General features: G+C 67.1%; 25 protein-coding genes and 1 tRNA gene. 10 read left to right on the top strand and 16 right to left on the bottom strand.

All coding sequences use genetic code 11. The features are described from left to right. The 11 genes from ACFFGN_RS04075 to ACFFGN_RS04025 all read right to left on the bottom strand — a co-directional run. The coding region (locus tag ACFFGN_RS04075; RefSeq protein WP_380043920.1) for a hypothetical protein at nucleotides 1-313 on the bottom strand (313 nt) is incomplete at its 3' end. 182 nt (nucleotides 314-495) lie between these two features. Continuing rightward, the gene (locus ACFFGN_RS04070; protein ID WP_380043919.1) at nucleotides 496-1,281 is read right to left on the bottom strand and encodes a hypothetical protein; all 786 of its coding nucleotides are present in this window, start codon (nucleotides 1,279-1,281) and stop codon (nucleotides 496-498) included. Further along, on the bottom strand, nucleotides 1,278-1,796 hold the full coding sequence (locus tag ACFFGN_RS04065) for a hypothetical protein (protein WP_380043918.1): 519 nt from the start codon (nucleotides 1,794-1,796) through the stop codon (nucleotides 1,278-1,280). Before ACFFGN_RS04065 ends, ACFFGN_RS04070 begins: the two co-directional genes overlap by 4 nt. Further along, the gene (locus tag ACFFGN_RS04060) at nucleotides 1,793-2,131 is read right to left on the bottom strand and encodes a helix-turn-helix domain-containing protein (protein WP_380043917.1); all 339 of its coding nucleotides are present in this window, start codon (nucleotides 2,129-2,131) and stop codon (nucleotides 1,793-1,795) included. The genes ACFFGN_RS04065 and ACFFGN_RS04060 overlap by 4 nt, the downstream gene beginning before the upstream one ends. A gap of 526 nt (nucleotides 2,132-2,657) precedes the next feature. Next, nucleotides 2,658-2,906, bottom strand: coding sequence for a hypothetical protein (locus ACFFGN_RS04055; protein WP_380043916.1), 249 nt, complete (start codon nucleotides 2,904-2,906; stop codon nucleotides 2,658-2,660). Nucleotides 2,907-3,165: 259 nt separating this feature from the next. Next, nucleotides 3,166-3,660, bottom strand: coding sequence for a hypothetical protein (locus ACFFGN_RS04050; protein WP_380043915.1), 495 nt, complete (start codon nucleotides 3,658-3,660; stop codon nucleotides 3,166-3,168). Further along, nucleotides 3,657-4,202 carry a hypothetical protein gene (locus ACFFGN_RS04045; protein ID WP_380043914.1) on the bottom strand — a complete coding sequence of 182 codons (546 nt, stop codon included), beginning with the start codon at nucleotides 4,200-4,202 and terminating at the stop codon, nucleotides 3,657-3,659. The genes ACFFGN_RS04050 and ACFFGN_RS04045 overlap by 4 nt, the downstream gene beginning before the upstream one ends. A gap of 391 nt (nucleotides 4,203-4,593) precedes the next feature. After that, a complete protein-coding gene (locus ACFFGN_RS04040; protein ID WP_380043913.1) occupies nucleotides 4,594-6,120 on the bottom strand; it encodes an AAA family ATPase in 1,527 nt (508 codons plus the stop codon). Then, nucleotides 6,117-6,497, bottom strand: a complete 381-nt coding sequence (locus ACFFGN_RS04035; RefSeq protein WP_380043912.1) for a hypothetical protein — start codon at nucleotides 6,495-6,497, stop codon at nucleotides 6,117-6,119. Before ACFFGN_RS04035 ends, ACFFGN_RS04040 begins: the two co-directional genes overlap by 4 nt. Next, nucleotides 6,466-6,762: a helix-turn-helix domain-containing protein gene (locus tag ACFFGN_RS04030; RefSeq protein WP_380043911.1), complete on the bottom strand. Its 297-nt coding sequence runs from the start codon at nucleotides 6,760-6,762 to the stop codon at nucleotides 6,466-6,468. The genes ACFFGN_RS04035 and ACFFGN_RS04030 overlap by 32 nt, the downstream gene beginning before the upstream one ends. Continuing rightward, a complete protein-coding gene (locus tag ACFFGN_RS04025) occupies nucleotides 6,762-7,025 on the bottom strand; it encodes a helix-turn-helix transcriptional regulator (RefSeq protein WP_380043910.1) in 264 nt (87 codons plus the stop codon). The genes ACFFGN_RS04030 and ACFFGN_RS04025 overlap by 1 nt, the downstream gene beginning before the upstream one ends. A gap of 127 nt (nucleotides 7,026-7,152) precedes the next feature. On the opposite strand from ACFFGN_RS04025, the gene ACFFGN_RS04020 reads away from it, so the two are divergent. The 3 genes from ACFFGN_RS04020 to ACFFGN_RS04010 are packed head-to-tail and all read left to right on the top strand — an operon-like array spanning nucleotide 7,153 to nucleotide 9,514. Next, on the top strand, nucleotides 7,153-7,923 hold the full coding sequence (locus ACFFGN_RS04020; RefSeq protein WP_380043909.1) for a hypothetical protein: 771 nt from the start codon (nucleotides 7,153-7,155) through the stop codon (nucleotides 7,921-7,923). Beyond that, nucleotides 7,920-9,140: a site-specific integrase gene (locus ACFFGN_RS04015; protein WP_380043908.1), complete on the top strand. Its 1,221-nt coding sequence runs from the start codon at nucleotides 7,920-7,922 to the stop codon at nucleotides 9,138-9,140. Before ACFFGN_RS04020 ends, ACFFGN_RS04015 begins: the two co-directional genes overlap by 4 nt. Next, on the top strand, nucleotides 9,137-9,514 hold the full coding sequence (locus ACFFGN_RS04010; protein ID WP_380043907.1) for a hypothetical protein: 378 nt from the start codon (nucleotides 9,137-9,139) through the stop codon (nucleotides 9,512-9,514). Before ACFFGN_RS04015 ends, ACFFGN_RS04010 begins: the two co-directional genes overlap by 4 nt. A 95-nt stretch (nucleotides 9,515-9,609) precedes the next feature. On the opposite strand, the gene ACFFGN_RS04005 is transcribed toward ACFFGN_RS04010, so the two are convergent. Then, nucleotides 9,610-9,694: transfer RNA gene (locus ACFFGN_RS04005), tRNA-Leu, on the bottom strand. 99 nt (nucleotides 9,695-9,793) lie between these two features. On the opposite strand from ACFFGN_RS04005, the gene ACFFGN_RS04000 reads away from it, so the two are divergent. Continuing rightward, the gene (locus ACFFGN_RS04000) at nucleotides 9,794-11,125 is read left to right on the top strand and encodes a M20/M25/M40 family metallo-hydrolase (RefSeq protein ID WP_380043906.1); all 1,332 of its coding nucleotides are present in this window, start codon (nucleotides 9,794-9,796) and stop codon (nucleotides 11,123-11,125) included. Between the two features lie 195 nt (nucleotides 11,126-11,320). Continuing rightward, entirely contained in the window at nucleotides 11,321-11,953 is a 633-nt protein-coding gene (locus ACFFGN_RS03995) for a hypothetical protein (protein ID WP_380043905.1), read from the top strand. A 63-nt stretch (nucleotides 11,954-12,016) separates the two neighbouring features. On the opposite strand, the gene ACFFGN_RS03990 is transcribed toward ACFFGN_RS03995, so the two are convergent. Then, the gene (locus tag ACFFGN_RS03990; protein WP_380043904.1) at nucleotides 12,017-12,883 is read right to left on the bottom strand and encodes a LysR family transcriptional regulator; all 867 of its coding nucleotides are present in this window, start codon (nucleotides 12,881-12,883) and stop codon (nucleotides 12,017-12,019) included. A 72-nt stretch (nucleotides 12,884-12,955) separates the two neighbouring features. Between ACFFGN_RS03990 and ACFFGN_RS03985 the strand changes: the two genes are divergently transcribed. Next, a complete protein-coding gene (locus ACFFGN_RS03985) occupies nucleotides 12,956-14,215 on the top strand; it encodes an MFS transporter (RefSeq protein ID WP_380043903.1) in 1,260 nt (419 codons plus the stop codon). Continuing rightward, nucleotides 14,178-14,918: an N-acetyltransferase gene (locus tag ACFFGN_RS03980; RefSeq protein WP_380043902.1), complete on the top strand. Its 741-nt coding sequence runs from the start codon at nucleotides 14,178-14,180 to the stop codon at nucleotides 14,916-14,918. Before ACFFGN_RS03985 ends, ACFFGN_RS03980 begins: the two co-directional genes overlap by 38 nt. On the opposite strand, the gene ACFFGN_RS03975 is transcribed toward ACFFGN_RS03980, so the two are convergent. Then, the gene (locus ACFFGN_RS03975; protein ID WP_380043901.1) at nucleotides 14,911-15,873 is read right to left on the bottom strand and encodes an NmrA/HSCARG family protein; all 963 of its coding nucleotides are present in this window, start codon (nucleotides 15,871-15,873) and stop codon (nucleotides 14,911-14,913) included. The two genes, ACFFGN_RS03980 and ACFFGN_RS03975, sit on opposite strands and share 8 nt — an antisense overlap. An 89-nt stretch (nucleotides 15,874-15,962) precedes the next feature. Between ACFFGN_RS03975 and ACFFGN_RS03970 the strand changes: the two genes are divergently transcribed. Next, on the top strand, nucleotides 15,963-16,460 hold the full coding sequence (locus ACFFGN_RS03970) for a MarR family winged helix-turn-helix transcriptional regulator (RefSeq protein ID WP_380043900.1): 498 nt from the start codon (nucleotides 15,963-15,965) through the stop codon (nucleotides 16,458-16,460). Between the two features lie 3 nt (nucleotides 16,461-16,463). On the opposite strand, the gene ACFFGN_RS03965 is transcribed toward ACFFGN_RS03970, so the two are convergent. Next, on the bottom strand, nucleotides 16,464-16,649 hold the full coding sequence (locus ACFFGN_RS03965) for a DUF5703 family protein (RefSeq protein ID WP_380043899.1): 186 nt from the start codon (nucleotides 16,647-16,649) through the stop codon (nucleotides 16,464-16,466). A gap of 15 nt (nucleotides 16,650-16,664) precedes the next feature. After that, the gene (locus tag ACFFGN_RS03960) at nucleotides 16,665-17,606 is read right to left on the bottom strand and encodes an aldo/keto reductase (RefSeq protein WP_380043898.1); all 942 of its coding nucleotides are present in this window, start codon (nucleotides 17,604-17,606) and stop codon (nucleotides 16,665-16,667) included. A gap of 51 nt (nucleotides 17,607-17,657) precedes the next feature. On the opposite strand from ACFFGN_RS03960, the gene ACFFGN_RS03955 reads away from it, so the two are divergent. Next, complete coding sequence (locus ACFFGN_RS03955; protein ID WP_380043897.1) at nucleotides 17,658-18,713, top strand: LLM class F420-dependent oxidoreductase; 1,056 nt, start codon at nucleotides 17,658-17,660, stop codon at nucleotides 18,711-18,713. A gap of 7 nt (nucleotides 18,714-18,720) precedes the next feature. Continuing rightward, nucleotides 18,721-19,548 (top strand): undecaprenyl-diphosphate phosphatase, encoded by an 828-nt coding sequence (locus ACFFGN_RS03950; protein WP_380043922.1) that lies wholly within the window; start codon nucleotides 18,721-18,723, stop codon nucleotides 19,546-19,548. Nucleotides 19,549-20,469: the final 921 nt, after the last annotated feature.

The following is a 20,469-nucleotide window of genomic DNA, read 5'->3' as shown; positions in this document are numbered from 1 at the left end:
TAGCGGGCAGCACAGCGGTCATGCCCCGCAGTTGGCCTTCAAGCTCAGCCATCTGCGCCGTTGACCCGTCAACGGTCTTCGTGACCCCGGCCCACGCGGATTCCCAGTCGATCGCTGCTTTCGCGGCCAGGCCGAGCCCGGCGCCGGCGGCCAGACCGATCCGCATCGACGTGGACCCGAGCTTGTCGATGTGCTGCGAGGCCTGGTCGGTGGCGGTGAGGACCTTGTCAACCGAGGCCGCGGCCTGTCCCATGCCGGCGACGAATCCGGCGACGGTGGCTTCGAGGCGTACCCGGTATGAACGGTCCGTCATGCGACGCCCCGCCCAGAGAAAGCGTGTCCCGGCCTGGGAGCACTACCAGAGCCGGGACACGCCAAGGACGCCAGCAAGCATCGAAGAGGAGGACGTACATCGATGCCAACCCGGACCTCCAGCGGCCCACCCAGGAGCGAACGACCGCCGGGGCTGCCGACGCCCAAGTTCATTGCGTCGCCCTACCTGACGCGCTCGCCGGACACGGTCCGGACCTCGCCGACCCCGCCCCAACCGGGAGGCGGACCGGGTACCTCAGTCCGTGCGGCCGGAGCGTCGTCCGCGGTCCCCGCGGCCTTCGCTCGCAGGTACGCCGGGGCCGGGAGCAGCGCATCCGGACCCCACGTAGTGGACGTGTAGAAGTCACGCGCTTTCGGATTCGGGACCACGCCCTGGAACATTCGCCCCTCGAACGGGACGCTCAGCTCGGCGTGCGGATCCCGGCCCTCGGCAAGCTCCCGCAGACACCACGCGGTCCGCTCTGCCCGCTGTACCTCACGCTGCAACTTCTCGCCGGGCGCCACCTCGATCACTCGAGGTCCGACGTCGCCCAGTGCCCGCTCGTTGCGCTTGATATCCCAGGCCAACCCGGTGAAGTCCTGCAATGCGTCTAGAAGCTCCTGCCGCTTCGCGTTGTGCGCGTCCAACAGTGCCTGCCGCCGGGCCTTCTCCTCGTCCCATTCGGCGGCCTCGGCCAGAATCACGGCGCGCGTGGCCGCAGCGAGCTTCGGTTCCGCAGCAGCAACCGCACGGGCCGCAATGTCGATCCGGTCGCGCAACTCCTGCATCGACCGTGACAACCGGCTAGCAGCCGACTCATCGGCGAGAACTTCCTCGCCGGCCCGGGCCTGCAGGTCGCTCAACTCGGCCTCAGCGGCGGTCTTCTCGGCCTCCCAGCGAGCCACAACAGCCTGGTACTCGGCGACCTCACTCGTCGCCACTTCGCGCGTGCTCTGCTCGCCGCTCATCCCTGCACCCGCTCGTGATCGACGGACGTCGCCGGCCGCTGCCGACCTGCCTCGTTCGACGGCCGCGGGCCGTGGGCAGCCGGCCGCTTGGCCAGCACATCCCGATACGTCTCCAGCGACCGCACCGCGTCAGCGACCGAACCAGCGCTCTCGCGGCACCGCAAAGCTTCGCTCTGTGCATGCAACTGCGCCCGCTCGTGGGACAACCCCAACCGCGACTCCGACAGCGACGTGATCTCGTTCATCACCGACGCCATCCGGCCCTGCAACGCCGCAGTGCCGTCACCAGACGACTTCGCCGACGCCAGGACCGACTCGGCCTCAGCCAGCCGTTCACGATCCGGGACACGGCCGAACGTCGCCGCGATCTTCACGTCCAAGGCCTCCGCCGCCGGCATCCCGCCGGACTCACCGAGCTCACGCTTGCGTGCCTCGACCGCCCACTCAGGCGGCTTCCGCCCGAACGTCTCAGCAGAGGCTATCGCCAACTCCGCCTCGGTCACTTTCCTTGTCATGCGGCCCTCCTGGCCTCGAGAACGTCATCCACTGACTGCGCATCCACCAGCCACGCCCGACCAACCTTCCGACCAAGCAGCTCGCCGGCATTCAGCATCTGAACCACCCGCTCCCGGGTCCGGCCCAGCCGCTTCGCAGCCTCCGAAGTGGACAACTCCGACGCTCCCAAAACCGCAGTCATTTCCGTTTCCGCGTTTCCGCTAACGGAAATGACCGCCTCAGCGACTGCCTCATTCGACAACTGCGCAGCAGCCGCCTCCATCTGCCCAACAGCAGCAAGAAACTGTCGCGCAACATCACCCTGCCCCCGGCGCGCGTACACCTCCGCGGCCATCCGCATGTCATCCCCACACCGGCCAGCGAGCCACAGAGCCACCATCGGCGACAAAGTTGCACCCAGCAACGAACGAGCCATCACGCCACCCGCCCAGGCTCACCGTCAGGACCATCGCCGCCGTACCCCGACGCCACCAGCACCCCAACAACATCACCCAACGGCGCCCGTGCACGACGACTCGGACCCGCCGTCAACACCGCAGGCCAATACCCCACCGCAGCAGCAACAGACCCCGGCGCCGCAACAACCAACACCGCCAAATCAGCACCCACCCGCACCCGATGCGCCTCAGTCGCCAACACCCAAGACGCGACCTGACCCTCACCCGGCACACCCGACAACGCCCGCGTCACCTTCACAGCCCACGCAACCCCAGGAGTTCCAGTAACCGCCCCCAACTCGCGCCCCGTCACCAACGGGCGCCGCTCAGCCCCAGGAAACCCGTTCACCCGCAGGAACCTGACCAACAACGTCACCGGCGACACATCCATCGCCCGGGCCGACGCCACAACCTCCGGCCGGCTCACGACTCAGCCCTCGCCGCCCACGAATACGCGACCCAGAACCGCATCTCCTCGATCTTCTCCGCCGACGCCGAATCCATCAGCTGCGGCCGAGCAAGCACCGCCAACGCCACCGCCACCATCGTCATCTCCGACGCCGACAACGGCACAAACAAGCGCGCAAGAACACGCTCCGCCTCAACCGGCCCCGCCTTCCGAGACACCTCAAGCGCGTCAAGCGCCCAGCTGTACGCGTCCTCCCACGACAACGGACCCGCCAAGCCAGCCTCACGGCGAGCACCACGATGCCGCGCACCACCACGCACCCGACGCCACCACCTGGCCAGCACCAACGCCGCCCGCGCGCTCATCGCTCACCACCGACCAGGCCACGCTGACGCTGACGACGCAGCCACAACCTGCGCCCCCGCCCAACACGCCTACGATGACGATGCCGCGGCCACTGCGACCCATCCCGCCCAAGGTCCGCCCGGTCCACCGGCGGCACAACCAAACCCTGTCGCAACATCACGAGTCCCCCCGACGGTCGGGCGCCTGAAAAGCAACCTCAAGACGCACCGCGCTGATCCAGTCGACAAGCGCCGACCGGTTCACCTTCGGGCGCCACATCGGCTCAACTGCCAAACACCCAGCGACACGACGCAGAGCAGCGGTATCGCAGTCAGCGAGCACAGCCCGGACGTCGAAGATGGCGTCCGTTTTCGTGGGTGCCTCAGCCGCAGCCTGCAGAATGTCGAGCGCGATGGCGTAGACATCCTCGACGGTCATGTCCTCGCCCTTCACGGATGCGCCTGTGTCTTTGCCGCCGGCAACCAGACGCAACGCTGGGCGCTGTTCCCCATCGGGATCCTTCAACGGTGCGAGATGCTTCGTGATTGCCTGGTCAGCTCGTGACCCGGGGGAGACGTCACACCCGACGTCAGCGAGACCGCGCCGCAGTGCGACCTCGAGCTGACTGGCCCGTACCGCCAACTCCTCCGCGTCCCTGCTCTGGCCCTTCACGATGCCGCCTCGGTGAGGACAAGCGCCGGCCGCTGAGTCATCAACCTGAGGTGCTTGCCAACGACCTGGGCAGCCTCGGAGCCGGGCGATGCATCGTGACCTAGCTCCTGAAGGACATCCCGCAGCACCGTTGCGATCTGGACGCCCTGGGCCTCGTTGATCCGCGTACGCCGCTCATCGATCCGGGCATCCAACACGGTCTTGTTCAGCCGGCTCGACCGATCCAGCCACTCACCAACAGCCGTCAGCAAGGCCGGCGACAGCGTGCCGTGCTCGGCGAGCTCACGCCGCAACCGCTGCATCAGCTCATCGGCCGTCTCAGCCGCAGCCAACAGCGCATCAGCCGGATCACGCACCTCGATTGGCGCCTGCCGCTGCTGCGCCTCCCACACCGCGATACGAGCCTCACGCTTCGCCACCACCTGCGGCGCCTTGCCACCGTGCATGAAGCACGGGCCTCCACCGATCACGGTCAACTGGCATCGCAAACCGGTCCGCTTCGACGTCGCCGTGCACTGCTCGCTCAGAGGGTGCCGGAGCATGCCAACCTCCCAACGCAGGAACGGAGGGGGGACCTCTGGTCACCCGTGAGCTGAGCGACTTGCCGCAGGTCAGACCGCACACCTAGCCGATAACAGGCGGCCCTGATACCGGCAGCGATACCCAGCATGAGCTCAGGAGGGCCCACCTTGACGACGGATACCCCGCCATGAGGTCGATCCAGCCAAGAGGTCAGCGAACGAGAAGCATCAGCGAGCAGCCGCGGCGGCGGAGTTTTGCGCTGTTGGGGCTGTTCTGGTTGCAGTGTGTGGTGGGGGGCGTTACCCGTTACCCGATACCTATAGAGCGGGTATCGGGGTAACGGGTGTGCGGACCGATACCGGGTATCGGTGGGTATCGGGTGGGTATCGGGGGTAACGGGGGTAACGGGGGTCATTTCGACTCCTGGGCGGGTGGGTAGGGAGTGGCGATTTCGTGCGGTGTTTTGTCGGTCACGTAGCCGTCGAGGATGAGGTAGTTGAGGGCGTCGATGACTGCGGATGTCTTGCCCTTGACCGCGGTGACGATGCGGCGCTGGGGGAGAGGTCCGTGCTCGGTGAGTGCTGCGGCGACGCGTTCCATGAGGACGGTGGGCCGGTACTCGGTTCCGGTGTCACCGTCGCTGGGTGGCTCGATGGTGAGGTCGGCGTGTTCGTGGCCGTGACTCTCGAGGACTAGATCGGCGTACCAGTGGAGGCCGCCGCTGCTCGGGAGTGCGTGCCGCCGGAGCTGTCCGGGACGGTCTTTCGCGATCTTGACGGTTGAGCGGCCGGTGACGCCGACGCCGAATGCGTGCCGGTTCTCCAGGATGTAGCTGGCACCGTCGAGGGCGTTGAGCTTGTGGACTCCGCCGAGGGCGTATCGTCCGCGGCCGTCTTTGTCCTTGACGACGTGGTCGAGGGAGACGACGGCGGGGCCGTGGTCGGCGATGCGGCGGGGGAGCATGCGGCCGAAGGTGGCGACGTCGGCGTTGTCGAGGGGGTTGAGGGCGTGCATGACCATGGCTTCGGTGATGCCGTCGAGTACTGCGAGGGTTGGGGTGTGGGTGTTGAGGATGTGGAGTAGGTCGTCGAGGTGGGTGCCGGTGCCGAGTTGGTCGGTGGGCCTGAGGTAGTGGAGTTGTTTGGCGATGAGGTCGCGGTGGAGTCCGAAGGCGAGGAGGCGGCCGACGATGGATGCTTCGTCGTCTTCGAAGTCGAGGTAGACGACGTGGTTGCCGGCGCGGATCTCGTCTTGGGCGGCGCTGAGCGCGAACCAGGTTTTGCCGCCTTCGGTTTCGGATATGACGGTGTGTTGTTTGCCGGGGTAGAAGAGGCCGCGGCCGTCGGTGCGTTGCCCGACGGTGGGCAGGGGTGCTTCCCAGGTGCCGTCGAGTACGGCAGTGAGGTCGACGGGTTGCCAGGACCGGGACGGCGCGTGCGGGCTTCGCCTGTCGGCGAAGAGTTGGCCTCGCCATGTGGTCTCGATGACGTCCATCGCGTCTTGGAGCATCTGCTCTAGGTCGTCGGCCTCGCCCTGCTCGGCGCGTTGTGTGAGGCGGTTGCCGAGGGCGATCACCTGCCGTCTGGCCGCGTGCTTTCGGATCACGTCGGCGAGGAATCCAGCCGCAGTTGGTGTGTCGTCGAGGCCGGCCTGGTGGAGTTCGTGGAGGTATGAGGCGCCGCCGTAGCGCAGGTACTCGTCTGGGTCCGCCTGAAGGACGGCGTTGGCGGTAGTGGTGCTGAGGGGCGCGTCACCGTGGCGGTGGAGCTCGACGAGCTGCTCCCACCACCAGGCGTGATTCGGCCGGTAGAAGTGGTCCGAGATCAGCGGCAGTTCGTCGAGTAGCCGTGGCGCGATGAGGCACAGGCCGAGCAGTGTGCGTTCGGCCTGCTCATCGCGCGGTTCGGCGCGAGAGTCGGCGTGGTGCAGGGCGGTCACTCACACCACCGCGACTCGAGGATCCAGCAGCGGGCCGGCTTGTTGTTGTTGCCTCCGGCTACGTCGTCGTTGAGTTCCCACCCTGCGGCTTTGAGTGCACCGTGCCGGGCGAGGCTGGCGTAGGCGGCGCCGATGAGCCGTGGATAGACGACGTAGCCGTGCTCGTTGGTGAGTGCGCGGCGGACGCGGTTGCTAGAGACGTGGCCGTTGTGGCGCTGGGCGTCTGAGTGGATGGCGGTGACGATCTTTTCGCGGTCGCGCTCATGGAGCGGATCGCCAGCAACTAGCTCGAGGAGTGCCGGGAGATGGTCGGCGTGCTGTGAGGTGTCGAGCGGGAGCTGCGCGTCAGGCCGCGGGTGGTGCTGTACCGTGGACACGCGCTGAACCTTCTTCCTTGGCGGTGGGGGGAACGGCAGAGATGAACGCTCTTGTGTCGAGGGCGCTCTCTCGCATCTGTGCTGGGACTTCGCCGAGCAGGTTGAGGAACGCCTCGGTCGGTATCCGGATGGTTGAGCCAATCCGGACTGCCGGAATCACGCCCTCTTCGATGCCACGGCGGACGGTGCGTGGATCGGCCCGTAGGAGCTTGGCTACTTCGGAAACTTTGAGAAACAGGCGCTGGTAGACCTCAGGGGTGTTCATCACGCCACCGCGTTCAGATGCGCGATGCGTTCGAGCACTTGGACGTAGGAGTCGAGGTACGCGCCGCGCGGGGTGCGCTTGCCTCGCTCCCAGTTGCTGACGGCTTGGCGTGTGACACCGAGCGCTCTCGCGACGTCGCCGGTGCTGAGGCCAGCCGACTCCCGAAGTGCTCGGCGCATTGCCGGCGCCGGAAGTCGGCGGATCAGGGTGACCTGCGACGTCACCGCCTGTGTCGCGTCGGTCGGAGTGACTGTTGCTTTCATGATTCCACAGTGTCGCGTGCCTGTGGATATATCCACTTTGATCGTGGCCGCGCAAATTACTCGGCAGGTTTATCCACTAAGACGCGCACTGTTGACATATCGGTGACGTGTCGTCCACGATGGCTTCATGCCGAAGTCAAGGACCTCAAGATTCGCCGACGCTGCCGTCAGTGCCGAGGCGCCAACCCACGATGATCGCGTCACCTCAGATGAGCGGCTTCGCCGACGCCTCGCCGCGAACGCTTCGGGCAGTCCATTCAATGCGGAGTCGGTTGAGGATTACCGCCGGAAGCGACAGGCATCTGAGAAGGCGTACGAAGTCCGGGAGGACTTCGAAGTTGCGACCGGCGCGGTGGCTGCGGTGACTCAAAGTGCCGACGGGTGGCAAGCGCGCTGGGTGCTTGTTGAGCATGAGGGCGCAGTCGTTGTGAGGAGTCTGCATCTGGAGCCAGAGGACAGGACGACACCATCTGGCGGCATCACGACGAACCTGCTGCGAGAGCTCTCCCCAGGCCGTGCCGTTGCTGCGGCGGCCGCGCGCCTCTCCGGTGGCCTGGATCCGCAGAGTTGGGAAGACCTGCGGCTCATCCATGCCCAGCGAGATGCGAGCGAGTTCGGCCCACCGGCCGACGAGAGCCGAGGCCCAGGCCGCCCCAGGCTTTCCGACGACCACCTTCGCGCAGTAGCGCTGGCTTACCTCGAGGAGCTGAAGGGTGGCCCGGGCGTGCTGAAGCGTCTCGGCCGGCGGTTCGACCGAGAGTGGCAGACCATGCGTGACCAGGTCCGCATCGCACGCCGCAGGGGATACCTCACCGATGCGCCGAAAGCTGGTCGCAAAGGTGCGATGCCGGGTCCCCGGCTGCTGGAGCACGACGACGAACAGAGGGAAGAAGCATGACCAAGCCACGTCGCCGCCAGGCTGGTGAGGGCGGGATCAGTGAATACCAGACCCAGGCCGGTACCCGCTACCTGATCAAGTTCTGGGTCACGAACGAAGACGGCACACGCCGCCAGAAGCTCCAGCGCGGGTTTCTCACGCGCAAGGAGGCTGCCCGCGAGTTGCGTCGCGTGTTGCCGGAGGCGGAACGCCCTGGTGGATTCGTCGAGCCAACCAAAATGACCGTCGGGGCGTGGCTTGACCAGTGGATCGAAGGGCTGCAGCTTGCCCCGTCGACTGTCTCGTCGTACCGCAAGAATGTGCGGCTGCATCTCAAGCCCCGGCTGGGCGCCAGCCCGCTGGCTGGGCTGACCGGTGCTCGGATCAGCACGCTGTACCGAGAGCTCGAAAGGACCGGCCGGCAGGATCACCGCAGCGGTGAGCCGCTGTCAGCTCGCACCATTCGGTACGTTCACACCATCCTGAAAGCAGCCCTTCGGGACGCCGTCGAGCAGGGGCTCATCACCGTCAACCCTGCCGACAAAGCCAAGCCGCCGGCCGCGCGGGCTGCCAAGGCGCCGGATATCCACCCGTGGACCGGTCCGCAGCTGCACGCCTTCCTGGGGTGGTCGTCGTGCCACGCGGTAGCAGTGCATGCTTCGGCCTGGCATGTGCTTGCCTACACCGGCATGCGCCGCGGTGAACTGCTGGCCCTGCGTTGGCGTGACCTCGATCTGGACAAGGCGACGGTGAGTGTTCGCCGATCGGTCGGAGTCGTGAAGACCAAGGGTGAGGGCGAACGGATTGTTGAAGGCACAACGAAAAGCACGAAGCCGCGAGTGATTGACATCGACACGGAGACGATGGAGCTGTTCAGGCGACTGCGTCTTGATCGAGCTGGACTCTCGCTGCAACTCGTCCGCGACGATGCGTTGATCTTCGCGGATCTGGACGGTGCGTACCTTCACCCGGAACGCTTCTCGCGGACCTTCACCGAGCAGCTCGCACGATGCCGCAAAGCGCTCGGTGACGACGCGATGCCGACAATTCGACTGCACGACCTGAGGCACACTCACGCGACACTCCTCTTGCAGGCCGGCGTGCCGGTCAAGGTGGTCTCCGAACGACTCGGACACGCCACCGTGATGATCACACTAGAGATCTACGCGCACGTCATGCCCGGCATGCAGCGCGAGGCCGCAGCGACGTTCGCCGCGATGATCGGCGGTGCGTCATGACCGGCGGACCGCGGTCCGAGATCGTCGACGCCCTGGTAAACGCGATGATGAACGGTGATCTGGCCGGGCTCGAGGTTGTCGATCAGGCTGGAGGTTTCACTGCGGAGGAGCGAGCACAGGCCGACGCACTATTCGCTGCGCAGTTGGAGGCCAGCGCGCCATACCGTCGCCGCGGCCTTGAAGCCTGGGAGGTGCTGCTCGACGGTCGGACGTTCGACCACGCCGCCACCTGGGATGAGCTGTTTGACGGCCTGTCCAATGAGGCGATCGAGCGGCTGGGCACTAACCTGTACGACTCGATGCACGACGCGATGCGTGTCGAGTACGACAGGCGGTTCGGTCGCCCCAATCTGGATGGGGCTGGCGATGTCTGAGCGGCTGGTATCAGCTCGGTATCACGAGGCGTCTACGGCCGGAATATACAACAGCCGCAGGTCGTGTGACCTGCGGCTTTGCTCTAAAGACTCTGTGTCCGAGGGGGGACTTGAACCCCCACGTCCCGTAAAGGACACTAGCACCTCAAGCTAGCGCGTCTGCCATTCCGCCACCCGGACGAGTGGTCTGGCCTTGCAAAGTGTCTTGCTTGGCCCGACCGGAGAACCATAGCAAACCCCACGGGTGAAATTCACATCGGGCCCAGGCAGGATGGGGTCATGACTTCTTCGACCCCCGGCGACCGGCCTTCGTACACCCCCGAGGCCGACGTGGTGGACCTGTGCAGTGAGCTGATCAGGATCGACACCACCAACTACGGCAACGGCAAGAGCGTGGGCGAGCGGCTCGCCGCGGAGTATGTGGCGGCCAAGCTGGATGAGGTCGGTATCGAGTCCACCATCTACGAGTCGGAGCCCGGGCGGGCCACGTTGGTGGCGCACTGGGAGGGGGAGGACCAGTCGGCGCCGCCGTTGCTGGTGCACGGCCACCTGGACGTCGTACCGGCTGATCCGAAGGACTGGAAGGTCGATCCGTTCGCGGGGGAGATCTTCGACGGGTGTGTGTGGGGCCGGGGTGCGGTCGACATGAAGGACTTCGACGCGATGGTGCTATCGGTGGTCCGGGCTCGCCAGCGCGCCGGGGTGAAGCCGCGGCGGCCGGTTCGGCTGGTGTTCACCGCGGATGAGGAGGCCGGCGGCGTGTACGGTGCCGGCTGGCTCGTCAACAACCATCCCGACACGATCGCGGACTGCACCGAGGGCATCGGGGAGGTCGGCGGGTTCTCGATCACGGTCAAGGACGATCTGCGGCTGTACCTGATCGAGACGGCCGAGAAGGGCATGTCGTGGATGCGGTTGAAGGCCCGCGGTACGGCCGGCCACGGCTCGATGATCAACGACGACAACGCGGTGACGAACCTGGTCAACGCCGTCACCCGGCTCGGCAATCACCAGTGGCCGTTGCGGGTCACGCCGACCGTGCGGCAGTTCCTCGCGGAGCTGGAGGACGTGCTCGGCGTCGAGCTGGATCCGGAGGACATGACCGAGACCTTGTCCAAGCTCGGCAGCTTCTCGCGCATGTTCGGGGCGACGATCCGCAACACCACCAACCCGACCATGCTCAACGCCGGTTACAAGGTGAACGTGATTCCCGGTGACGCCGAGGCGTACGTCGACGGCCGGTTCCTGCCGGGCTACGAGGACGAGTTCTTCGCCACGATCGACGAGCTGATCGGCGACAAGGTCACGCGCGAGGTCGCGGTCGAGGACATTGCGCTGGAGACCGAGTTCAGCGGTGACCTGGTCGAGGCGATGAAGGCCTGCCTCGCGGCCGAGGACCCGCAGAGCCGTACGGCGCCGCTGCTGATGTCCGGCGGTACGGATGCCAAGGCCTGGAGCCGGCTCGGCATTCGCTGCTTCGGGTTCGCGCCGTTGCAGCTGCCGCCGGATCTCGACTTCATGGGCATGTTCCACGGCATCGACGAGCGGGTCCCGACCTCGGCCCTGGAGTTCGGCTCCCGCGTGCTTGACCGCTTCTTCGACCAGGCCTGACAACCGGCGGCGTTCTTCACAGTTCGCCTACAAATTCTGGCGTTCACGGTGGTGGAATATCCCAGCCGCGTCACAGCTGTAACGAAGCCTTGACAGGCTGTGACGAGGCTGGCGAATATTTGAGCCGTCACCGCCATGACAAGGTTGTCAGCTCCGCCACGGTTTATCACCAGGTAATCCGTTGCTGGCCGCTTCATGGTGGCCGGCAATAGGTATTCCTTGTGTGAGGACTCGGAGGAAACAGCCACCATGAATGAATTCGGCAAAAGAATGACTGCGGCATTCACGATGCTGGCCGCGGCCGTCTTGCTCGGCAACGGGCTCCCGGCCGGCGCCGCCGCTTCGGAAACCGGTGAGACCGCCGTCGCCGGCGCAGGCGGTGTCCAGGTGAAGACCGTCCAGGCCAGCGTTGCGGAGGCCGCCAGCCAGCGTGGCGTCACTCGGTTGAGCACGGCGAAGGCGGCGAAAATGCCCGCCAAGATCCAGGGTTTCCCGACGCCCAACGCGCGTTCGTACTACATCACCGCCTCGTGCAACCAGTGGGCGAGCCAGATCCGCCAGGGCGCGACCGCCTGGAACAACCTGACCGAAGGCGGCGGCACGCCCGTCAGTTGCGTGCCCGACTACATCACCGACTGCGGCAGCGGCACGGTCATTGGCTGCAACTACGGCGCGGGCAGGCGCATCACGCTGGCCGCGGCGCGCGTCGGTGATGTTGCGCTGCTCGCGGCGCACGAATTCGGCCACGACTGGTTCGGTCATTCGGGCACGGGTTGCGCCGATTGGAGCAGTGCGGCCGCGATTATGCGGACCTCGATCTGCGGCTGATCCAATAACTGGAATCGCCCGGCTCGCATTTCCGAGCTGGGCGATTCGCATTTCCCGAAACATTCACGGCCGACGCAGTCCCAACTCACGGCGAAGCGTCGGCAACACCCGCAGAATGCGTGGATCCGGCGTACTGGGCGTTACCAGGCTGAGCGTGATCCGATACCGAAGCGGCGCCGGTACGAGCCGCTCGCCCGGCTGCAGCTGCCCGGCCAGGGCGCTCGGCGGTACGACGGCCGGCTGGCTCCGGCGCCGCGCCATCGCGACCGTGGTGGCCAACGTCACGCCGCGGCGGGCCTTCGCACCGAGCGCGATCAGCCGGGCCCGGATGTCGTCCACACCCGCGTCGTACGTCGCGAACGGCACGTCGAGCCCCTTCAGTGGCTCCTTCCGGCCGCGCGGCGCATCGACCCCGGCCGGGAGGAACGTCATCAGGTCCTCGTGGCCCACCGGTTGGGCCTGCACCGCCCGCGGCAGCGTCAACTGGTCGACGATCGCGATGAACGCCGCATCCATGGTGCCTTCGGCAACGAACTGGACCAGTTGCCGGCCATGGTCCACGCGCTGCTCGACGGCCAGTGGCGCGAGTTCGTCGTCGAGGATCGGGAACAGTACGGCGCCCAGGCTCGCGAAAGTGCCGACCACCAGGCGGGGATCCGCCGACGCGGCGCGGGCGGCGTCGTACACGTTGTCGAGGTGGCCCAGGATGTGCGCCGCCTGCCGGGCCAGCTCGATGCCCGCGGCGGTTGGGCGCGCGCCCCGGGTGTCGCGGTCGAACAGGCGGGTCCCGCAGGCGCGTTCGAGCCGGGCCAGCCGCTGACTCGCGGAGGGCTGGGCGATCCGCAGTTCGCGGGCAGCCGTGCCGACGGAACCGCCCGTGCTGATGGCCAGTACGAGCCGGAGGTCCTCGATCGAGGGCAATGAGGCCATAGGTACAGCCTATGAGCGGCGGCAAGCGCGGGACGGCTACCAGCCATGCGGCCGAGCCAGCAGGATGAGAGCGTGAAGGCTCAACGGGAGGCGCTGGCCCTGCTGGTCGGCGGTGGTGTCGCGGACTTCGCGTTCCGGGTCAGCCAGGTGGCGTTCCCGTTGGTGGTGCTGACGGAAACCGGTTCGGTGGCGGCGACCGGTCTGGCCGGGGCGGCGGCGGGTGTTCCGGTGGTGCTGTCGCCGTGGTGGGCGCGGAAGGCTCGTCAGTGGGTTGATTCCGGCGCGCGGCTCGCGGTGATCTCGGCGGTGGCGTCGCTGGCCCTTGCCATGGTTCCCGCCGCGGCCATGGCGGGGGTTCTCGAGGCGTGGGTGTTGATCGCCAGTGGACTGCTACTGGGAACCTGCGAGGCCTTATCCACGCCTGGGCGTTCGGCGCTCCTGGCGGACACAGGAGATCGCTGGGGCCCGGATAAGGCGGTAGAGCTACTTACCTGGCAAGACGGCCTTCGGCGAATCGGCATGCTGGTTGGACCTTCCCTAGGCGCGCTGGCCGTCACAGCGGGTTTCACCGAGGAGTTGTTGTGGCTGGAAGCCTTGGCGGTCGTTAGCGCTGGCCTTCTAGCTGCAGCTGTTCGAGGCAATCCCCGCTCGCTAGAGATCCAGGAGGCGCCGTCGATCCGTGCAGCGCTCGTCGGCCGCCGGGACGTCCTCCTGGGCTGGATAGCGCGGGGGACCGGTTGTGTCACCTGGTTCGCCTTCACCCTCGGCTTGTCGGTACTAGGCGCTCAACGCGATCGGCCCGGCATTTATCTCGCCTACGGCATGACCGGGTACGGCGTTGGGGCCGTCGCGGCGTCGGTATTCGCCGTACATGTCGTGAGGCGGTTGCCACCCGCTCAACTGGCCGGGGGCGCCTGGGTCTTCCAAGGGCTCTGCTGGGTGGGCATGGGGCTGTGGGCGGAACCACCAGCTATAGCGGCGTTTGCCTGCCTGGGCGGCGTCAGCGTCGTACTGGGGATTGCGGCCATCTCGGCCGTCATAACCCGCTCATCCGTTGGACCCGAGCGGCGGGCCCTCCTGTCGGGGCAAAGCGTTGTAGTCAACGCAGGGAGTGCGGCGGGCCTACTGGTGGGCGGGCCCTTAATAGCCGTATTCGGTGCCGAATCCGTGCTTGTCGGCTCAGGCCTGCTCACGTCGCTAGTGGCCGGTAGCGTGCTTCTGGCCAGCCGAAAGACGCAGGCGTCGCCACGAAAACCGCAGGCGTCGCCAAGCCCCGAATGCGAGACTGCGGATCATGTCGATCGAGATCACCACCCTGGCCGAGCGGCCTGACCTGGCCGACCAGCTGTACGATTTCGCGGATGCCTGGCCGGAATTCATGCGGCAGGATCCGGTCGGCAACGTGCTGATGGGGGAGGTGCACGAGCGGCACCCAGACCAGTGTGTGGTCGCCACCGACGGCGACGAGCTGATCGCGCACGGCCGGAGCGTGCCGTTCGCCTTCCCGACCGAGCGGCGGACCGAGTTGCCCGACGGTGGCTGGGACCACGTGCTGACCTGGGCGCACCACGACTACGAGTCGGGCCGCGAGACGAACGTGTCGAGCGCGGTCGAGATCCTGATCCGCCCGACCCACCTCGGACGCGGCCTGTCCGGCCAGATGCTCGGCGCCCTCCGGCAAGCGGTCCAGGCCAAAGGCCACAAGACCCTGTACGCCCCGGTCCGGCCGAACGGCAAGACCGACCCGGACGTGCCGATGGCGACGTACGCCGCGCAGGTGCGGGACGACGGCATGCCGGTCGATCCGTGGCTGCGCGTACACGTCAGAGCCGGCGCCACCATCGTGAAGGTGGCACCGGCTTCCATGGTCGTGCCTGGATCACTCGCGCAGTGGCGGGAGTGGACCGGCCTGCCCTTCGACACCGACGGGTTCGTCGAAGTGCCCAAGGCGCTCGTACCGGTCCACTGCTCGGTGAGCCACGACTACGCGGTCTACGTGGAGCCCAACGTCTGGGTTCGCCACGACCTCAGCTGATCGGGAGGTCCGACTTGTTCGCCTCGAGCCAGGTGCGGAACGCCTGCAGCTCCGGGTTCAGCTTGCGGACTAGGTCGAGGTCCCGGCGGCCGATGAAGCCTTCGGCGTCCTCGACGTAGAACTGGAACATGTTGCCGAACTCGACCGCGCCGGGGAAACCAAGTGCGCGGTACTCGTCGAATCCCGGCGGGCGGTAGTCCACCTGCTCGCCGAGCACCGCGCTGAAGGTCTCCGCGAATTCCTGCCCGGTGAGGTGTTCGCCGGCGATGCTGACGGTCTCGCCGATGAACTCCGGACCGCGCGCGAAGATGCCGAAGGCGGTCTTGCCGATGTCCTCGGAGGCGATGCCCGCGATCTTCGCCGAGCCGGCCGGAAGACCTAGAACCAGGTTGCCGTCTTCACCCCGCGCCGGGCCCAGCCCCTGCTTGAAGGCGTCGAAGTAGAACGTGGTCTGCAAGAACGTTGTAGGCACGCCGAGGTCGGTGAACAGCTCGTTCGCCTCGCCCTTGGCGTCGAAGTGCGGAACCTTGTACGTCGCTTCAACCGTCGGCACCCGCTCGTCGTCGCCGAAGTGCTCGCGGGTGTCCTCCAGGGTTGACCAGATCAGGTGCTCGATTCCCGCGTCCTTGGCGGCCCGGGCCGCGACACCCGCCTGCTCCAGCTCCATCTCGGCCGGAGTCTGGCCGGGCTTGGACGGCTGCTGCCAGTAGTTCGTCACCACATACGCCCCGTACGCGCCGTCGAAGGCCTTGCGCACGCTCGCCTCGTCATCAAGATCGGCCTGTACGACCTCGGCGCCGAGCGCCGCGAGGGCCTGGGCCTTGTCGGCGGCGGGATTACGGGTCAGCGCCCGCACCGCGAAGCGCCGTTCCGGATCGGCGAGGATCGCTCGCACCAGGCCGCCGCCCTGGGACCCGGTCGCACCGGCTACGGCAATGATCTTCTGCTCGCTCATCGTGGATCTTCTTTCAGAAAGTTCGAGTTGATGTGTCAACCGTAGCGCGTTCGGTTGATATGTCAACCCAAAGCGCTAGAGTGGCTTTCGTGAGCGATAACGGACCTTGGCTGAGCGATGAGCAGCAGACGGCCTGGCGGGCGTACATCGAGGTTCGCCAGCGCCTCGACACCCACCTGTACCGGCATCTGCAGCGCGACTTCGGCCTGTCCGGCGCGGACTACGAGGTGCTGGTCAACCTGTCGGAGTCGGCCGCGGGGCGGATGCGCGCGTTCGAACTGGGGGAGATGACCCGGTGGGAGAAGAGCCGGCTGTCACATCACATCAAGCGGATGGAACAACGCGGGCTGGTCCGGCGCGAGGCGTGCGCGGGTTCACGCTTCCCCGACATCGTGCTGACCGACGAGGGCTGGGACGCGATCCGTACGGCGGCGCCGAAGCACGCGGCGAACGTACGGGCCTTCTTCGGTGAAGGCGTGGGGGACGAGCGGCTGGACGTGTTCGCGGCGGCGTGCAAGGGCATCGTCGCGGCGATCGACGAACACGAGCGCACGAGCTGTCCGCTGGAGGACTCCGACGACCGCTGATGCCTAGAAGGTGCGCATCACCTTGATGATGCGGCGGCGCAGCCACACCTTGCGGGTTCCGTCGGGATAGCGGCGCAGGCGGGCGAGTTCCCAGCCGCCGTACTCCGCGTGCTCGGCGAGCAGGCGGCGGACCGCACCGCGCGGCAGGGTCCGGGAAACCTCGAACTGCTGGATCTCGTATTCGGCCATCCGCACCTCACATTTCTAGGAAACATCCTCCAGCGCCGCCACGATCGCGGGCGGCAGAGCGAGCTCCTCCACCCCGAGTACCGACTTCAGTTGCATCGCCGTCCGGGCCCCGACGATGGGCGCGGTCACCCCCGGGCGGTCCCGCACCCACGTCAACGCCACCTCCAGCGGTGTCCAGCCCAGCCCGTCGGCCGCGCGGGCCACCGCTTCAACGATGCCCGAACCGCGAGCATCCAGGTAGGGGTCGACGAATCTGGACAGATGCTGGGACGCCGCGCGCGAATCCGCCGGAATCCCGGTGCGGTACTTCCCGGTCAGCACACCCCGCCCGAGCGGCGACCACGCGAGCACGCCGATGCCGAGTCCGGCCGCCGCGCGGATCGTGTCCGACTCGGCGTCGCGGGCCAGCAGGGAGTACTCGACCTGGTTGGAGACCGGTACGGCGCGACCGGGCCACGCCTGTTGCCAGGTGACGGCCCGAGCCGACTTCCAGCCAGCGTAGTTCGAGACACCGACATAACGGACCTTGCCGGAGTTGACCGCCGCGTCGAGCGCCGAAAGCGTCTCCTCCAGCGGGACGTCGTCGGACCAGGTGTGCAGCTGCCACAGGTCGACGTACTCCACGTTGAGCCGGCGCAGCGAGCCTTCCAGATCGCGCAGCAGCGCGCCGCGCGAGGTGTCGGTGATCCGCTCGCCGCGGCGGATGCTGAACCCGGCCTTGGTCGCGATCACCAGGTCGTCGCGATGCACGACATCACCGAGTAACGAGCCGAGCAGGCGCTCGCTGTCGCCGTCGCCGTACGCCGCGGCGGTGTCGACCAAAGTACCCCCGGCGGAGACGAAGGCGGCGAGTTGCTCGCGGGCCTCGTGCTCGTCGGTATCGCGGCCCCATGACATCGTGCCGAGGCCCAGTCTGCTCACCGCCAGACCGCTGTGACCCAGATAGCGCTGCTGCATGTCCCGAGCCTATTGCTCAGGTGTGGATCGGACTCGTTAGGCTCGCCTGTCATGCGACTCGGACTCAACATCGGCTTCGTGCTCGGCGGGGACGATCACCTCGATCATCTGAAGCTGGTACGGGAGGCCGAGCAGCTCGGTTACTCCGTCGTCTGGGCCGCGGAGGCCTACGGATCGGACGTGCCCACGGTGCTCGCCTGGCTGGCGGCGCAGACCTCCACCATCGACATCGGCGCCGCCGTCTTCCAGATCCCGGCCCGTACGCCGGCGATGACGGCCATGACCGCCGCGACCCTCGACACGCTCTCCGGCGGCCGGTTCCGGCTCGGCCTGGGGGTGTCGGGCCCGCAGGTGTCCGAGGGCTGGCACGGCGTCCGCTTCGACAAACCACTCGCGCGCACCCGTGAGTACGTCGAGATCGTGAACGCGGCCCTCCGCCGCGAGACGGTCGCGTACGACGGGAAGCACTTCACGCTGCCGCTCCCGGACGGCCCGGGCAAGGCGCTCAAGCTGTCGATCCACCCGGTCCGCGATCACGTACCGGTCTACCTGGCCGCGGTCGGGCCCAAGAACCTCGAACTTGCCGGCGAGATCGCCGACGGCTGGCTCGGCATCTTCAACGAACCGTCCTACCTGGGAGAGCAGTTGTCGCAAATCACAGCGGGCCGCGCCAAAGCGGGCCGCTCCGACCTCGCGGACTTCGACGTGGTCGCCTCCGTACCCACCGTGGTCGGGACCGACCTCGCCGCCTGTGCCGACCCGATCCGCGGTTACGCCGCGCTGTACATCGGTGGCATGGGCAGCCGCGAGAAGAACTTCTACAACGATCTGGCCGTCCGGATGGGCTACGCCGACGAGGCCAAGGAGGTCCAGGACCTCTTCCTCGGCAAGCGCCACCGCGACGCGATGGCCGCCGTACCGCAGCAGTTCATCGACTCGGTCTCCCTGCTCGGCCCGAAGGAGCGCATCGCCGACAAGCTCGCGGCGTACGCCGAGGCCGGGGTGACCAGCCTGACCGTGACGCCCTTCGACTCCAGCGTGGACGCCCGCATCGCAACGCTGCGAACAGTCTCCGATGCGCTCGACCTCGCCGGGATCGGTGACTGACACCCCCATGTCGATCTGGGAAGCCATCGTCCTCGGCATCGTCGAAGGACTCACCGAATTCCTGCCCGTCTCCAGCACCGGTCACCTGACCATCACCTCCAAGATCCTCGGCCAGCCGATCGACGATCCCTCGATCACCGCCTTCACCGCGGTCATCCAGGCGGGCGCCATCGCCGCGGTCATCCTGTTCTTCTGGACCGACATCAAGCGCATCGCGATCGCCTGGGTCCGCGGCCTCGCCAAGCCCGAGCACCGCGGCGAGTTCGACCACCGCATGGGCTGGTACGTCATCGTCGGATCACTGCCGATCTGCATCGTCGGCTATCTCTTCCGCGACTTCATCTCCGGCGATCTGCGCAGCATGTGGTGGGTCGCCGGATCATTGATCGCGTGGTCGTTCGTGATGGTCGCGGCCGAGCGACTCGGCAGCAAGAAACGGCCGCTGGAGAAGATCACCTTCTTCGACTCGCTGATGATGGGCCTGCTGCAGTGCCTCGCGCTGATCCCGGGGGTTTCTCGCTCCGGCGCGACGATCTCGACCGGGTTGTTCTGCGGCTTGGACCGGGTGGCGTCTACCAGGATGGCGTTCCTGCTGGGTATTCCGGCGTTGGTCGGAGCGGCCATCTTCGAGCTCAAGCACGCATTGGAGGGCGAGGTCGGCCTCGTTCCCGTTCTCGTCGGTACGGCGGTGAGCTTCGTCGTCGCATACGCCTCGGTAGCGTGGCTGCTCAAGTTCGTCCAAAAGCACAGCATCGAGGTTTTCGCGTTCTATCGGATCTGCCTTGGTCTGGTAATCCTCATCCTGCTGGCCACTAGCACGATCACGGCGACGTAGGGCCTTCGTTGCGGGCGTAGGGGTGCAGGGGACGGGCGCTTCGGGAGCACCCATCCCCTGATCCAAGCCGGCGCGACGGCGTGGCTCCGCGAGTGGCTGGCCACTCGGATGGTGGGTTACCACCTGGGATTCCGAGGTGGTAACCCACCGTCCGAAGGGCCAGCCACTCCCAGGGGCCGCTCGACCCCGCCGTCCGGAGGGCCAGCCACTCCCAGGTGTCGTTCAACTCGCCGTCGGAGGGGCCAGTCGCTGCCGGGGAGCTGCTCAACCCGACGGCTTGGGTACTTCGGGCGGCCGGGTGCCGGGTTTTCGCCCGGCTACCCGGTTGTGGTGGGCCCGGTACCGGGTTTTCGCTTGGCTACCGGGTTGTGGTGGGCCCGCTGCCGAGTTGTTTGACCGCTACCCGGTTGCAGCCGGGTAGTCGCACCAAAAGTCGGTAGCCGATCCGGCTGGACCGACCAGCCCGGCCTTTCATGGCCGCCAGTTGGTACGACTCCCAACCGCCGCCCGCCCACCAGCCACGCGACGCCGACGCGAGGCGTGCCGGACCACCCGACACCCAGCGTGCAGAGCGCACGAGACAACCTTGTGCGGAGCGTGCCGGACAACCTGGTGCGGCGCACACGGGACAGGTGCGGAGCGTGTGGGACGACTTTGTGCGGAGCGCACGGGACGACTTTGTGCGGAGCGTGCAGGAGAACCCGACGCGCAGCGTGCGGAAATCGCGGAACCCGGGCAGACCTCACCGTCCCCTGATCCAAGGCGCCGCGATGGCGTGGCCCTGCGAGTGGCTGGCCACTCGGACGGTGGGTTACCACCTGGGATTCCGGGGTGGTAACCCGCCGTCCGGAGGGCCAGCCACTCCCAGGTGTCGTTCAACCCGCCGTCGGAGGGGCCAGCCGCTGCCGGGGAGCTGCTCAA

Origin of the sequence: Kribbella deserti (assembly GCF_042434725.1) — a bacterium.
In the GTDB taxonomy this organism is placed as follows: domain Bacteria; phylum Actinomycetota; class Actinomycetes; order Propionibacteriales; family Kribbellaceae; genus Kribbella; species Kribbella deserti.
Note: the sequence above shows the minus strand (reverse complement) of the source record. Positions and strands in the feature narration are given on the sequence as shown.

Bases quoted from the DNA above. Each gene is read 5' to 3' on its own strand.
- ACFFGN_RS04000 (WP_380043906.1), top strand. From the start codon at position 9,794: ATGACTTCTTCGACCCCCGGCGACCGGCCTTCGTACACCCCCGAGGCC.
- ACFFGN_RS04020 (WP_380043909.1), top strand. From the start codon at position 7,153: ATGCCGAAGTCAAGGACCTCAAGATTCGCCGACGCTGCCGTCAGTGCC.
- ACFFGN_RS04025 (WP_380043910.1), bottom strand. From the start codon at position 7,025: ATGAAAGCAACAGTCACTCCGACCGACGCGACACAGGCGGTGACGTCG.
- ACFFGN_RS03950 (WP_380043922.1), top strand. From the start codon at position 18,721: ATGTCGATCTGGGAAGCCATCGTCCTCGGCATCGTCGAAGGACTCACC.
- ACFFGN_RS04015 (WP_380043908.1), top strand. From the start codon at position 7,920: ATGACCAAGCCACGTCGCCGCCAGGCTGGTGAGGGCGGGATCAGTGAA.
- ACFFGN_RS03995 (WP_380043905.1), top strand. From the start codon at position 11,321: ATGGTGGCCGGCAATAGGTATTCCTTGTGTGAGGACTCGGAGGAAACA.
- ACFFGN_RS04030 (WP_380043911.1), bottom strand. From the start codon at position 6,762: ATGAACACCCCTGAGGTCTACCAGCGCCTGTTTCTCAAAGTTTCCGAA.
- ACFFGN_RS03980 (WP_380043902.1), top strand. From the start codon at position 14,178: ATGTCGATCGAGATCACCACCCTGGCCGAGCGGCCTGACCTGGCCGAC.
- ACFFGN_RS03965 (WP_380043899.1), bottom strand. From the start codon at position 16,649: ATGGCCGAATACGAGATCCAGCAGTTCGAGGTTTCCCGGACCCTGCCG.
- ACFFGN_RS04045 (WP_380043914.1), bottom strand. From the start codon at position 4,202: ATGCTCCGGCACCCTCTGAGCGAGCAGTGCACGGCGACGTCGAAGCGG.
- ACFFGN_RS03955 (WP_380043897.1), top strand. From the start codon at position 17,658: ATGCGACTCGGACTCAACATCGGCTTCGTGCTCGGCGGGGACGATCAC.
- ACFFGN_RS03975 (WP_380043901.1), bottom strand. From the start codon at position 15,873: ATGAGCGAGCAGAAGATCATTGCCGTAGCCGGTGCGACCGGGTCCCAG.
- ACFFGN_RS03960 (WP_380043898.1), bottom strand. From the start codon at position 17,606: ATGCAGCAGCGCTATCTGGGTCACAGCGGTCTGGCGGTGAGCAGACTG.
- ACFFGN_RS03990 (WP_380043904.1), bottom strand. From the start codon at position 12,883: ATGGCCTCATTGCCCTCGATCGAGGACCTCCGGCTCGTACTGGCCATC.
- ACFFGN_RS04060 (WP_380043917.1), bottom strand. From the start codon at position 2,131: ATGGCCGCGGAGGTGTACGCGCGCCGGGGGCAGGGTGATGTTGCGCGA.
- ACFFGN_RS04065 (WP_380043918.1), bottom strand. From the start codon at position 1,796: ATGACAAGGAAAGTGACCGAGGCGGAGTTGGCGATAGCCTCTGCTGAG.
- ACFFGN_RS04010 (WP_380043907.1), top strand. From the start codon at position 9,137: ATGACCGGCGGACCGCGGTCCGAGATCGTCGACGCCCTGGTAAACGCG.
- ACFFGN_RS04070 (WP_380043919.1), bottom strand. From the start codon at position 1,281: ATGAGCGGCGAGCAGAGCACGCGCGAAGTGGCGACGAGTGAGGTCGCC.